Source organism: Pseudomonas sp. R38(2017) (assembly GCF_002112395.1).
GTDB lineage: Bacteria > Pseudomonadota > Gammaproteobacteria > Pseudomonadales > Pseudomonadaceae > Aquipseudomonas.
Map to the genome: position 1 here is coordinate 20,407 of NZ_NEHN01000012.1, position 13,652 is coordinate 34,058.

Annotated in this window: 11 protein-coding genes and 1 tRNA gene; 1 reads left to right on the forward strand and 11 read right to left on the reverse strand. The window is 59.8% G+C overall.

Translation table 11 applies throughout. The features are described from left to right. Positions 1 to 112 precede the first annotated feature (112 nt). The gene (locus tag CAF87_RS25420; RefSeq protein WP_085729979.1) at positions 113 to 481 is read left to right on the forward strand and encodes a DUF6124 family protein; all 369 of its coding nucleotides are present in this window, start codon (positions 113 to 115) and stop codon (positions 479 to 481) included. A 459-nt stretch (positions 482 to 940) separates the two neighbouring features. On the opposite strand, the gene CAF87_RS25430 is transcribed toward CAF87_RS25420, so the two are convergent. From CAF87_RS25430 to CAF87_RS25475, 11 genes are all read right to left on the reverse strand, one after another. After that, positions 941 to 2,086 (reverse strand): polymorphic toxin type 44 domain-containing protein, encoded by a 1,146-nt coding sequence (locus tag CAF87_RS25430; RefSeq protein ID WP_085729981.1) that lies wholly within the window; start codon positions 2,084 to 2,086, stop codon positions 941 to 943. A 143-nt stretch (positions 2,087 to 2,229) separates the two neighbouring features. Next, positions 2,230 to 2,634, reverse strand: a complete 405-nt coding sequence (locus CAF87_RS25435) for a type II toxin-antitoxin system HicB family antitoxin (protein ID WP_085730117.1) — start codon at positions 2,632 to 2,634, stop codon at positions 2,230 to 2,232. A 319-nt stretch (positions 2,635 to 2,953) separates the two neighbouring features. Beyond that, positions 2,954 to 3,121 carry a hypothetical protein gene (locus CAF87_RS29355; RefSeq protein WP_170929657.1) on the reverse strand — a complete coding sequence of 56 codons (168 nt, stop codon included), beginning with the start codon at positions 3,119 to 3,121 and terminating at the stop codon, positions 2,954 to 2,956. A gap of 235 nt (positions 3,122 to 3,356) precedes the next feature. Further along, positions 3,357 to 3,430: transfer RNA gene (locus CAF87_RS25440), tRNA-Gly, on the reverse strand. A gap of 169 nt (positions 3,431 to 3,599) precedes the next feature. Continuing rightward, positions 3,600 to 4,487 carry an alpha/beta fold hydrolase gene (locus CAF87_RS25445; protein WP_085729982.1) on the reverse strand — a complete coding sequence of 296 codons (888 nt, stop codon included), beginning with the start codon at positions 4,485 to 4,487 and terminating at the stop codon, positions 3,600 to 3,602. 312 nt (positions 4,488 to 4,799) lie between these two features. Next, on the reverse strand, positions 4,800 to 5,492 hold the full coding sequence (locus tag CAF87_RS25450; RefSeq protein WP_085729983.1) for a pseudouridine synthase: 693 nt from the start codon (positions 5,490 to 5,492) through the stop codon (positions 4,800 to 4,802). 33 nt (positions 5,493 to 5,525) lie between these two features. Beyond that, entirely contained in the window at positions 5,526 to 5,744 is a 219-nt protein-coding gene (locus CAF87_RS25455; RefSeq protein ID WP_085729984.1) for a cysteine-rich CWC family protein, read from the reverse strand. Between the two features lie 5 nt (positions 5,745 to 5,749). Continuing rightward, positions 5,750 to 7,237 (reverse strand): sensor domain-containing diguanylate cyclase, encoded by a 1,488-nt coding sequence (locus CAF87_RS25460; RefSeq protein WP_085729985.1) that lies wholly within the window; start codon positions 7,235 to 7,237, stop codon positions 5,750 to 5,752. 157 nt (positions 7,238 to 7,394) lie between these two features. Beyond that, positions 7,395 to 9,167, reverse strand: coding sequence for an allophanate hydrolase (gene atzF / locus CAF87_RS25465; protein ID WP_085729986.1), 1,773 nt, complete (start codon positions 9,165 to 9,167; stop codon positions 7,395 to 7,397). Between the two features lie 25 nt (positions 9,168 to 9,192). Next, entirely contained in the window at positions 9,193 to 12,825 is a 3,633-nt protein-coding gene (gene uca, locus CAF87_RS25470; RefSeq protein ID WP_085729987.1) for an urea carboxylase, read from the reverse strand. Between the two features lie 175 nt (positions 12,826 to 13,000). Continuing rightward, positions 13,001 to 13,642, reverse strand: a complete 642-nt coding sequence (locus CAF87_RS25475) for an urea amidolyase associated protein UAAP2 (protein WP_085729988.1) — start codon at positions 13,640 to 13,642, stop codon at positions 13,001 to 13,003. Positions 13,643 to 13,652: the final 10 nt, after the last annotated feature.

The following is a 13,652-nucleotide window of genomic DNA, read 5'->3' on the forward strand; positions in this document are numbered from 1 at the left end:
ACCTTCGGGTCTGCCGGGTTGTCTCTCCCCGGGTTCCAACCTGCGTACAGCTGCCTCCTTTCGCGTGGAACCGAATGGGTCAGCTCAAACTTGTACTTTGAGAGATGAAATCATGTTCAAACCAACTCCGAACCCACCTGAAGTTGAAACCGACCCAACGTCCCCCTACACCTCAATCGACTCCAGAAAACTCAACGACGCCGCCAACCGCGCCCTCGATCACTATCTCTGCCCCGGCGCCAATGTCATGGGCACGACCAACCAGCCTGAACCGATGTTCCTCGCCAATCCGGCCTACAACACCGAATCCCTGCTCGCCAACGCCAGCGAATCCCTGGGCTCGGCCAGCGAAATGCTCAGCAACTTCGCCGCCGTGCTCGATCCGTCCCATCGTAGGACGGCACTGGGGATCGCACAGGTCGTGATGCTGGGGAAGTTGGCGGTCAATCAGGCGCTGGATCATGTTGAGGTGAAGGGCTGAATTGCAGCTGTTCTGGCAGGCATAAAAAAACCGGCTCATTGAGCCGGTTTTTCTTTACGAAGTTTGTCTCGTATAAATCTTCAAGGTGCGCAAGGCTCCAACTGATCGACATCAGTGCCACTGCCAGCGCTACGGTCAACCTCGCCATTGTTCCCGATATGAATTTTAGTCGTGGGCCATTTCGGAGTGATCCTGACGCAATGGTTTTGCCCGGAATTACGCCAATCAAACTCCATAAAAAAATCATCATCGGGAAACAGATGCCCTGGTCCGCCCGTAGACTCTCCGGGGGCAAGGTTTCCGCGAAAGATCTCATTTTGCGTATTCAGCACAAACCTCAAATCACCTGTGCCTTGTTTAGAGAAATCAATCTCAACGCGTGGCACTGCGACGTACCAAACCAGATACGTCAACACCACAAGAATAAGTAACCGCATAACGAGATAGAGCGGGCGTCGCTTACTTGCATTCGTGGACACTGACTCCATCTCCCCAATTTTCAGGTGCTACGGCGAGCACTTCATCCATGACAATTTTTGCTGTAATCCCACCGTGCAGGTATCGCTTGTACAGCTTCACACCAATGCTGATGGAAACCCTGTCGGCGACGTCATCCCAAGCCCGCAGCCCTTCGACACCCGGTGACTGACGTGGCCCGGGTTTGTTCTTCCAGTCCTGGGCTTTACGAATCGAGTTTGATGCGATCTGTTCAAGTCCTGCGCCATCCAGCAAAAGACTTTCGGATAATCCCCCAGCTCTGCCGACATAACCGTAATGGATGTTCGACCAGATGTCGTAGAAGTAATCATATTTCCCGTGTTTGTAGTAATACGAGCCGAACCGCTTCTTGATAATCGGCTTGTGATCCCAGGGGCGATTCTGTCCAACCCGCTCCGTCCACAACGTCAATGCCGCTGCTTTCTTTCCTAGCGCCATGGTGTAGTAGTTCGGCGGTTCCCCAATTCGGGCATACCACGGCAACTCCCGGTATTTCCTTGTTTCCGCTGCCGGATCGAAGCTGTTGGCATTTTTCATTTTCAAGACCGACGGATGCAGGATGTTCCGGTTCATCTCCTCGGCAATGTAAGCCGCCACGGGGTCCATGTTATCGGGGTGAGTGCAGGCGGCAGGTTTCTTTTCTTCCTCAGGCTTGGCCTTCTTGGCTGGCGGTTTTTTAGGGGCGTTAGGATCGACAAGGGCACCCACAGCCGTTGCCTTGGTTTTCAACTGAGGATCGGCCAGCAGTGTGGCCATTCGTTCCTCATCAACCTTTCCGTCAGGGCGAATCGCACCCATTAAGGCGAAATCGATAACAGGACTACCAACGGTGCTCCCAAGAACAAAACCACCAAAGGTGTCGTCACTGCCGGTGATGATCGTTCCACCGTGACTGGTGGGGCTGGAGAGGTGAGCCATTGGTCGGCCGTTAATCAGAATCGATGGAAAACCGGTGGTGATCACTGCGCCACAGCCGCATGTATCGCGAACGCGAGCGGCGCCCATGAAATTGATATTGGTGTCAGCTGAGGCTGAGGCAATCGGGGTTGTGCCATGTCCTGGCAACGGGCAAACGTGTTTATCGCCCAAGCGTGCGGAAGAAAGCATGAGTCGTCCTTGTTGAGTACATCCGAAACCCCGAGCGTCCTCTTGGGTGTGCGAATGCTAGCGGAATCTCAAGGGCTGGTCGCCGGGAAACGTCTGAAAACATGGCGAGCATCACGCCATGTTTGTGTGCGGCGAGAGATTCTTCACGAACTCAACATACGCAGCGCAGCCGAAGCCAAAAACGCGGAACGACTCTTTTCCTCCGGATGCTGGCTGACGTGAAGGTCTATGCGGCTCATCAAGTAGCCTGGGAGTGTGATGTTGATCTCTTGGGTATTCCCCAGGCACTGACTGATGTCCACATCCACCAACGCCCATACGCAGTTTTCAAACCTCGGATCGGAAACATGGTTACTGACCTTGCTGGCGGCAGGTATCACGGCACCGCTCTCAGCGAGAATCTCGATGTGGGTTTCGATCGCCTCTTTGGCCATTTCCAACGCATGGCCATGATCGTTTCCGGCGGAGAAACAACCGGGGAGGTCTGGTACTTCAACACCCCATGTTGAGTCGCCTTCGCTGGGGGATATTGCGATTGGATAAAGCATGCGGATCATTTCCCTTGGGGCCGAACGCTTCGACATAGGAGCGCTCACGACATGAGTGGCTGATTGTCAGGAGCGTAAGCGCACACGGGCGGAATTCAATCAACGTGTTGTTTCTGAATGGTTCAAAAACTAGCTTGCGTGTCATTAGACATCAGGCCTCAAAAAACGGCCATCTACGCCGGTCTACTGAATTTCTCCCCTGTAATGATCCGCGCGCGAGTCTCATATTCTTTTCGTGCAAAAGCTTGAGAACCACGCCAACGTCAGAATGAAAAAGCCCGGCACTTGGCCGGGCAATTTTGGATATCCACTAACGTAATCAGGCTTGCTTTTCACGTGCAGCCAGCATCACTTCATTCTGTTTTTTGGTGGCTTCGGTCAGCACTTCACTGTAAACGCGCTTCTTTTCTTCCGATTTCGCATTACGAATGAAGTCTGCGAATGGACTTGTGTACTCCTTTTGGGGGCCGGGTTTCATGGACAACATGGGGTTACTCCGTGATTTATCCCAAGCATGGCCATTAGGTCATACCTCATATGCTTCTCTGGCGGCTAAACATAAGGAGGAATAGCGTAACTGCAATCAACGGTGTGTTTCTGAATTGTTCTTTGCCGAACAAGCAGTTGACCTCAAAACGCAGGCATAAAAAAACCGGCCATCAAGGCCGGTTTTTTTGTTTGCGCATCCCCCGTCAAACCACGACGCAGGACATAAATTCGATTGGAGCGGGTGAAGGGAATCGAACCCTCGTTATCAGCTTGGGAAGCTGGAGTAATGCCATTATACGACACCCGCTCAGAGCGGCTGACTTTGTACCAGACTCGGCCACGGATTTGAAGTTTTCTTTGTGCGTGGCGAGCGGAAAAGCCTGAATCAGAGCCGGATCGGTCAATCGCGGGCAAGCGCTGCGGGCTGGAGGACGGCTTTATCTCAGTCCCGCAGGCTTGCTCGCGACGACACTGTTTCAAACGGCCAATGCATGGTGATCCTGAGTAAACGGGTGACGCGTTCGGCTGATAGGCTGCTGTGCAGGTTTCAGGAAGCCGAGCAGCGCGTTCTGGCTGTCCCGGCAAGCGGACTTGTGCTCCATGTCAAGGAAGTGCCCGGTGGCCTGCAGGGTGGTGAAGGTGCTCTGTGCGACATGGCTGCCGAACAGGCGCGCATCTTCGGCGGCGGTGTATTCGTCCCATTCGCCATTCATGAACAGCACCGGCACGTTGATCTTTTTCGCCGCGTTCAGATAGCACTGGCGATCACTGTTCAGCACGTTGCTGATGTGAAAGTGCATCTGCCCGTATTCGTGCTCGGCCAGGCTGCTGACGTGGCGATAGTTGAAGCGCTTGAACAGCGACGGCAGGTGTTTGCCGATGGTGTTGTTGACCAGGTGCCCGACCCGGTCGCCGTCACGTTGGCCGAGGCATTCGACGCCGCGTTCCAGGTAATCAAGCATGTGCGCGTTGATCACCGGGGAGAACGAGCTGATCACGGCTTTTTCGATTCGCCGAGGCTGATGGGCGAGGGCGACCATGGTCGCGGCGCCACCCCAGGAGAACGACAAAACGTGTTCAGCGGCGAAGTGATCGATCAGCTCCAGCAGGATCAGACCTTCGACTTCTTTCGTCAGATGTTTCTCGTGGCGATTGTGGATTTTCGACCTGCCCGCGTAGGGCTGGTCGTAGCAAACCACGTTGAATTGCGGGTGCAGATTTTTCACGGTCTGTGCAAACGACGCAGTCGTGGCCATCGAGCCGTTGACCAGAATAATGGTCTTTTCCGCGGCGTCTGCGCGATAGAACTCCGTGTAAACCCGATACTGACCCTGTATATCCAGCACAGCGATTTCTGGCCTCATGTCATAAGACTCCTGGCAAGCGGGTATGCGCGCAAATAGAGATTGCACGAGCTTTGTGACAGGTAGGCATACGCCTGGAATTTTGGAGCCCATGTCGATCCGGAACGGCAGGTCGACGGGTATTGTTATTGGCGGGCAATCTGCCGGCTGAGGCGGAGCCTTGAAGGCTCTCTACCGACAAAAAGTTTCTTAGAAGTTATGTGTGACTCATCGGTCACAATTTGGCCGACGTCCTGATTCAAGCAGGGGGATCCGGATCGCGCAAGTGCCGTTGGTAAATTGTTCGACAACTTCTGCTGAGCGGTCGGCGGCTTAGAACAAATGGATCTCTTCGGTGCGCAGGGCGCGGTATTCGCCCGATTTTAGCGCGTTATCCAGGTTCAGCAGGCCCATGGATTCGCGGTGCAGGCGCAGCACTTTGTTGTTGAAGTGGCCGAACATGCGCTTCACCTGATGGTAGCGACCCTCGACGATGCTCAACCGCGCTGTTCGCGGGCCGAGCACTTCCAGCTTCGCCGGTTGGGTGGTCAGGTCTTCGAAGGCGAAATAGATCCCCTCGGTGAACTTGATCGCATATTCCGGGCCGATCTCCTGCTCGGTCTCGACGTAATAGACCTTCGGCAGCTTGGTCTGCGGTTGGGTGAGGCGCCGCGACCAGGTGCCATCGTTGGTGATCAGCATCAGCCCGGTGGTGTTGAAGTCCAGACGCCCGGCGATGTGCAGGTCGTCCTTGTCCGGCTCGTGGATCAGGTCGAGCACGGTCGGGTGCTCGGGATCGCGGGTGGCGCTGACGCAGCCCTGCGGTTTGTGCAGCATGAAATAGCGTGCCGGTTTGCCGCTTTGCAGTACTTCGTCGTCGACTTCGACACGGCTGAATTCCAGGACTTCGCTATGGGGATCGCTGACGACTTTTCCGTCAATGCGCACGCGCTTTTCCACCAGCAACAGGCGAACCTGTTTGCGGTTGTAGCAGGGCAGGTTACTGAGGAAACGGTCGACACGCATGATCAGGAATCGGCAGGCAGCGGGGGGCGCATCTTACGGGATCGATGGCTTTGCCGCTTGCAGTTGCGCCTCGACCTGGGCGCAACGCGGGCACAGACAGGACTTGTCGCGCAGTTCCGGCGGTAGGGCTTCAAGCACTGCCGGGTCAATGGAGACGCCGTAGCACCAGCAGGCGCGGTCGGCGGTGCGCGGGTCGGCCAGGGTGCAGTCGTTGCGGGCGCCGCAGGCCGGGCAGAGGTCAGGTTTGTTCATGGGCTTCAGGCATAGGTCGAGTGAGGCATTTCCACGCAGGTGCGATTGCGGCCAGTCTGTTTGGCCCGATACATCGCATGATCGGCCCGGGACAGCAGGCTGTGCAAGGTGTCATCCCGTTGCAGGGTGGTGGCGCCGATGCTGACCGTCAGATTCAGCGTGTGACCGTTGTAGGCATATTCATGCTGTTCGACGTGCTGGCGGATCTTCTCGGCAATCTTCTGACCGGTCTCGCCGTCGGTGTCCTTCAGCAGAACGATGAATTCCTCACCGCCCCAACGGCAGACGATGTCGGAATGGCGCAGGCAGCTTTGCAGGTCCCGGGCAAAGCCGATCAAAACCTGATCGCCGGCCATGTGTCCGTAGGTGTCGTTCAACTCCTTGAAATGGTCCAGATCCAGAAGCAACGCTGTCAGTGGTTTTGGCTCGCGGTGGGCTTCCTGCAGGGCTTGCGCGGCGAGCAGATCGAAGCCGCGGCGGTTGGGCAGTTCGGTGAGGCTGTCGAGGGTGGCCTGGGCGTGGATCTTGTCCTGGTAGCGTTTGATCAAGCGGTTCACCAGCCACAGCACGATCAACGTCACCAGCAGGCAGATCAGCAGATTGATGTACAGCGACTGGCGGATTTCGCTCAGCGCGCCGTCTTCACGTTTGTCGACGAACAGGTACCAGTTCAACTCGGGAATGAACCGCACGTTGAGGAAATGTCCCTGGCCGTGGGCTGAATATTCGTAGCTGCCGCTGTGGGGTTTGGGCAACTGGCTGACCAGGCTTTTCATGCTGTCGAGATCGTTGAGGCTTTTCCCGACCCGCGCACCTTCCGGGCCGCCCTCGGCACCGGTCAAGACCAGTCGGCCGAAGGTGTCGACGAAGTAAACGCTGCGTTGATAGCGCTGCTGGTACTTGTCGATCAGCTTGATCACCGCATCCACCGTCAGCCCTACGCCGGCGGCGCCGATGAAGCGATCGTTGTAGTCGTAGACCTTGTAGTTGATGAAGAAGGTCATGTTGTCTTTGTTGGCCAGGTCCGGGTCGACGTTGATCTCGTACGGATCCTTCATGTCGCGCACGCGGAAGTACCAGGTGTCGCGCGGCTCGTCGATTTTCACCTGCTTGAGCACGCCCTTGGCGTGGTAGTAGGTGTGGGTGCTGTTGGAGACGAAGAACGCGGTGTAGGCGCCGTAGTGGGTCATGACCTCGTCGAGGTAACGGGTCATCTGGTCGCTGTCTTTTTCGCCGTTCACCACCCAGTCGCGCATGAAGGTGTCGCGGGACATCATCGAGGAAATCAGGATCGGTCTGACGAGGTCTTTCTGGATTTCCGAGTACACCGTGTCGGAGGTCAGCGGCAGTTCGGTGTTGACGATGTTGTCGCGGATCGAGGCCCGCGAGGCGTAGTAGCTGAGCAGCGAGGTGGCGAGGAAGCCTGCGCCGAGGAGGGCGACCAGAGTCAATACCAGCGAACGTTGGGAGTAAAACGCAGATCTGAGCGGCATTGGCAGTTCCGTCGACGGTGGCCCGATGGCAGCATTCTAGTGAGATGGCCGGGAAAAAACTGCGGGATTTGTGCCTGAAATGACGGGTAATCAGACGCCGCGCTTTCTCACCGACCCTCTCCAGCAGAGAGGGTCGGCGATTTGCAGGGTTTTCGGGTCAGTTGCGGCTGGCCAGGTAGGCGCGCCAGCCACCCAGATGGCTGATGTCGATCGCACCTTCCAGGCCGTAGGGTTCACAGATGAATCCGCTTTCCCAACGACCATCCGCCAGTTGCACCTTGCCCAAGCCCAGCGGCGCCGGAATACCGGTCAGGAACGAACCAAGTTCGCCGCTCGGCAACTCCCAGACTTCCACCTCGATTGCCACGCCGCCTTCCGTCACGCGCAACATGCCCGGACGCAGAGGTGGACCACCGGCCAGCGCGTAGAGCTTGTAGTCCTTCGAGCTGCAGGTGGCTTCGATCAGGCGTGCGCCGCGTTGCTGCAGCTGCCAGTTCAGGGCCAGTCCATCGAGGTGTGCACCGCAGACCACCAGCCGCGCCCGGTCGTTGCGCGCCGGACTCGTCGGTGTCGGCAGCGAGGGATTTTGTTGGCGCTGCAAGGCGTCCGCCAGGCCCAGCAGATACTGGTCGGTGAACGCTCGGCTAAACAGCGTCACGCCCCACGGCAAACCGTTGCCCATGAGCGCACTGGGCACGGCGACGGCCGTGTAATCCAGCAGGTTCATGAAATTGGTGTAGTAACCCAGTTCGGCGTTGCGCAGCACCGGCTCGGCGTCCAGTTCGGCCAAGGTCACTGGTCGGCCGATGGTCGGCGTGAGCACGCAGTCGAGTCCGTCGAGGGCCTGATCGCAAACGGCTTTGAGCGCTTGCAGTCGATATTGTGCACGGAACGCTTGCACGCCCGTCACCGAGGGCGCTTTGGCCAGCACCGCGCGGATCACCGGCAGCACCGTTTCGGGACGCTGTTCCATCAATTCGCCGGCGACGCTGTAACGCTCGGCGACCCATGGCCCTTCGTACAGCAACCGCGCGGCCTCGAGGAACGGCGACAGATCCAGTTCGACCGCTTCGCCGCCCAGAGCCTTCAGACGGTCGATGGCATCGCCGAACAGCAGCGGCCCTTCGGGGCAACCGAAAAACTCAAGATCCTGCGCCCGCGGTACGCCAAACCGGAAGGGTTTGGGAGCACCGAATGCCGAGCCGTCATTCCACGCCGGATTGCGGCGGCTGTATTCATCCCGTAGGTCGAAGCGGGCGGTCAGTGCCAGCAACTGGCTGGCCTCGCGTGCGGTTGCGGTGAAGGTCGTGACGCAGTCCAGCGTGCGGCAGGCCGGTACGACACCGGCGGTGGAGATCAGCCCTTTGCTGGCCTTCAAACCCACCAGGTTGTTCAGTGCCGCCGGCACCCTTCCGGAGCCCGCGGTGTCGGTGCCCAGGGCAAAACTGGCGACACCGAGCGCCACTGCCAGCGACGAGCCGGCGCTGGAACCACCGGAGGGATATTCCGGCAGCACGCTGTTCGGGCAGGCGCCGTACGGTGATCGGCTGCCATTCAGGCCGGTGGCGAACTGGTCGAGGTTGGTCTTGCCGAGCGGAATTGCGCCCAGCGCCAGCAACTGTTCGACGATGGTTGCCGAGCGTTCGGGAACGTAGGCGAATGCGGGGCACGCGGCCGTGGTCGGGACACCGGCCAGGTCGATGTTGTCCTTGATCGCGAACGGCACGCCATACAGCGGCAAGCTCTCTGGATCGCGGCCGTCGAGGCTGGCGAGGTACGGCTCCAGTTCCTCGACGCTGAGCAGATGAATAAACAAGTGATAGTCGGGATTGAGCGCAGCGGCTTTTTCCCGCAGGGCCAACAGCAATTTGCGGGGGGTGGTCTGGCCGTCGCGGTAGGCCTGGCGCAGGGCATCGAGTTGCAGATTCATGGGGTCATCCTTTGCAAAAATGGGTTCAGTCGAGTTCCAGCACCACGACCCGTTGACCGGCGCGTACCGCCGAACCGGGTTGCACGCGAATCTCCCGGACCACGCCGGGCAGCGGTGCGAGCACGGGGATTTCCATCTTCATCGACTCCAGGATCACCAGCGCATCGCCGGCCGCGACGCGACTCCCGACCTCGACCTGGACCTGCCACAGGTTGCCGGCGATATGGCTGTCGACACTCTGCTGACCGCAGGCCAGTGGCATTTCTTCGCAGCTTTGCGACACGGCCTCTTCGCTGTCGAAATGCGCCTGGCCGCTGGCGATCCAGCGATCGCGCTCGGCGTTGAACGCGGCTTGTTGCTGAAGGCGAAAGGCGTGGATGCTCTCGGCCTCGCGGTTGAGAAACGCTTGATATTCGCCGAGATTGAGCTGGCTTTGTTCAATGTTCAGGTCGAAACGTCCGAGGGGAAAATCCCGGCGGATGCGCAGCAGTTCGTCAGCGCTGACCGGGTAGAAGCGAATCTGGTCAAAGAAACGCAGCAGCCACGGTTTGCCTTCGAACGCGGCGACTTCGCGATAGCGGTTCCACATCTGCAAGGTACGCCCGACGAACTGATATCCGCCCGGACCTTCCATGCCGTAGACGCACAGGTAGGCGCCGCCAATGCCCACCGAGTTCTCGGCGGTCCAGGTGCGCGCCGGGTTGTACTTGGTAGTCACCAGCCGATGGCGCGGGTCGAGCGGTGTGGCGACCGGCGCACCGAGGTAGACGTCACCGAGGCCCATTACCAGATAGCTCGCATCGAACACTGTGCGTTGCACCTCGTCGAGGTTGGGCAGGTCATTGATGCGGCGGATGAACTCCAGATTGCTCGGGCACCACGGCGCGTCCTTGCGCACGGTGGTCATGTATTTCTCGATCGCCAACTGGCAGGCCGGATCGTCCCACGACAGCGGCAGGTGGACGATGCGCGACGGTACTTGCAGATCCCCGGCAGCGCACACGGCATCCCACTCGCCCGCGACGATCCCGAGCAGATCAACCAGCGGCAGTTGCTCGGGCTGATAGTGGATCTGCAGTGAACGAATGCCGGGTGTCAGGTCGATTACGCCGTGCAGGTTTTTGCCTTCCAGCGCCTGCATCAGTGCGTGGGCCCGGAAGCGCAGGACCAGATCCAGCTCCGGGGCGCCGATTTCCAGCAGCAGATGGGTATCGCCGGACAGTCGGGCGACCAGTCGCGTGTCCCCCTGACCCAAATCCAGCACCACAGGCGAAACCAACTCCTGTGGGAGCTGGCTTGCCGGCGATGAGGTGGGTGCGGTGTCTGGTCGGGTCCCATCGCTGGCAAGACAGCTCGCACAGGTATCCCAATTCAGGGTGAGATCGCGTGCGGTCTTGAGGTCGACGGGCACGAACTGCACTTTGTCCCCGGCCTTGAGTTGACCCAGTTGCCAGAGATCCGCCTCGATCACCGTCACCGGGCACACGAAACCGCCAAGGCTCGGGCCGTCCGGGCCGAGGATCACCGGCATGTCGCCGGTGAAGTCCACCGCACCGATGGCGTAGGGATTGTCGTGAATGTTCGATGGATGCAGACCGGCCTCGCCGCCGTCGGCGCGCACCCACTCCGGTTTCGGCCCGATCAGGCGCACGCCGGTGCGGCTGGAGTTGAAATGCACTTCCCATTGCGTGGCGAAAAAGGTGTCGATGTAGTTTTCAGTGAAATATTCAGGCGCGCCATGGGGGCCGTAGATGACGCGGATCCGGCGCACGGCAGGTAATTCGCTGACGTGATGGGGCGCCAATGTCTGCCCGGCGCTGCGCTCACTCAGGGCAGCCAGATGCAGCACGTCACCGGCGCGCAAGGCACGTCCGCCATGGCCACCGAACTGGCCGAGGGTGAAGGTGCTTTTGCTGCCCAGATAATCCGGCACTTGCACGCCGCCGCGCAGGCACAGGTAGCTGCGGGCCCCGGCGCCCGACAGATTGCCCAGATGCAGCTGGCTGCCCGCGGGGATCAGCAGGGCGGTATTCATCGCCTGCGGCTGGCCATCGAGTGTCAGGGCAATCGGTGCGCCGGTTACGGCCACCACCGCATCGCAATTGAAGCGCAGCAACGGCCCGCTCATGGTGATTTCCAGCGCCGCCAGGCCTTCATCGTTGCCCAGTAAACGATTACCCAGACGCAACGCACGACTGTCCATCGGCCCCGAGGGTGGCACGCCGACCGCCCAGTAGCCGAGGCGACCGGGGTAGTCCTGGACGCTGGTCTGGGTGCCGGCGTTCAGCACTTCAAACGTGTTGGCCCGGTACACCAGGCCTTCCAGGCAACGGGTCCAGGGCTGGCCGCTGGCGAATGGCGTATCGAGCAGAATCTGCCGCAGGTAGTCGCGGTTGGTTTCCACGCCGTACAGCTGGCTGTCGCCGAGGGCCTGATGCAGATCGGTGCGGGCCTGTTCGCGGGTCGGCGCCCAGCTGATGACTTTGGCGATCATCGGATCGAAGTAGGGCGGGATCTCACAACCGGCCTCGACCCAGGTGTCGATGCGCAGGTGCCGGCCATCGGCGACCGGGAAATCGACCGCCGTCAGCAAGCCGGGGCTGGGCTGGAAATCGCGGCCCGGATCCTCGGCATACAGCCGCGCCTGAATCGCATGCCCCTGCGGTTGCAGGCCTGCGAACAACTCGGCCAGCGGCGGCAAGTCACCGGCCGCCAACTCGATCATCCAGCGCACCAGATCGACGCCCCACACCTGTTCCGTAATACCGTGTTCGACCTGCAATCGGGTGTTCACTTCCAGAAAATAGAAGCGCTGCGCATCGCTGTCGAAGACGAATTCGACGGTGCCGGCGCTGCGGTAATTCACTGCTTTGGCCAGTTTGATCGCCGCTGCGCACAGCTCATCCGCCATGCCTTCGGGCAGGTTCGGTGCCGGGGTTTCTTCAAGGACTTTCTGATTGCGCCGCTGCACCGAGCAGTCGCGCACGCCGAGAGCGATCACCGCGCCGCGGCCGTCGCCGAACACCTGCACTTCCAGATGCCGCGCACGCTGGATGTACTTCTCGATGAACACGCCAGCGTCGCTGAAGTTGTTCTGACCGAGGCGCTTCACCGCGTCGAACGACTCGCTCAGTTCGCTGGCGTTGCGGCACACGCGCATGCCGATGCCACCGCCACCGGCAGTACTTTTGAGCATCACCGGATAACCGACCTGCTCGCCGGCAATCAGCGCGGCGTCGAGGCTGTCGAGCAGTTCGGTGCCTTCGAGCATCGGCACGCCGTGCTGTTTGGCCAGGGCGCGTGCGGTGTGCTTGAGGCCGAACACCCGCAGTTGCTCCGGTGTCGGGCCGATGAAGGCGATGCCATGGTTTGCGCAGGCTTCGGCGAACGCGGCGTTTTCCGAGAGGAAGCCGTAACCGGGGTGGATCGCAGTGGCGCCACTGGCTTTGGCGATGGCGAGAATCTTGTCCACGGCCAGATAGGTGCCGGCCGCTGCGCCATCGCCGAGGCTGTGGGCTTGCTCGGCTTGCAGGATGTGCAGGCTGGCGGCATCGGCTTCGGAATACACCGCGACGCCTTCGACGTGCAGTTCACGCAAGGTGCGCAGAATGCGGCAGGCAATCGCGCCACGGTTGGCAATCAGGACTTTTTCGAACATGGAAAATCCCCCGGAGCCCGCGCAGGTGGCGGGCTCGACTGGGAGGCGAGCCGTCCCGCCGTTTTTGTTCAGGCGCCAGGGTCGTCCCCGACGGCGAAATCACTTCACTTTTTCAGGCACTGGCTCGAGCGCGCCTGGCACAGGGCAAACAACCAGCGGCGCAGACGGACGAACTTCAGTTCCATACCAGTAGCTCCGCAGGTGTCGGGTTGTAGGCGTTGCACGGGTTGTTCAGTTGCGGGCAGTTGGAAATCAGCACGATCACGTCCATTTCCGCGCGCAGGTCGACGTATTTGCCAGGGGCGGAAATACCGTCTTCGAAGGTCAGGCCGCCCTCGGCAGTCACCGGCACGTTCATGAAGAAATTGATGTTCGGCCCGATGTCACCTTTGCCCAGGCGCCCGTCGTGAGCGCAGGCGCGCAGGTAGTTGTCGCGGCAGCTGTGCATGTAGCGTTTTTCCAGGGCGTAGCGCACGGTGTTGCTCTCTTGCGCGCAGGCGCCGCCGAGGGTGTCGTGGCGGCCGCAGGTGTCGGCGATGATGGTCAGCATCGGTTTGCCGAGGTTGGAATACAAAACGCTGCCGGTGCTCAGGTAGACGTTGTTTTGTCGACGCAATGTGCGCTGCACGTCGTAGCGCTCACGGGGATTGGCGGCGCTGTAAAACAAGGTGTCGACCGCCTGATTGCCTTCCAGATCGAGGATGCGCAGGGTCTGGCCGGCCTTGACTTCCATCAGCCAGGGTTCGCCGGCGGGAATGGTGGCGCGGTATACCGCCGCGTCCGGTTGTTTTTGCGAAGTGGCGATAGCAACTGACATGGCGACGATC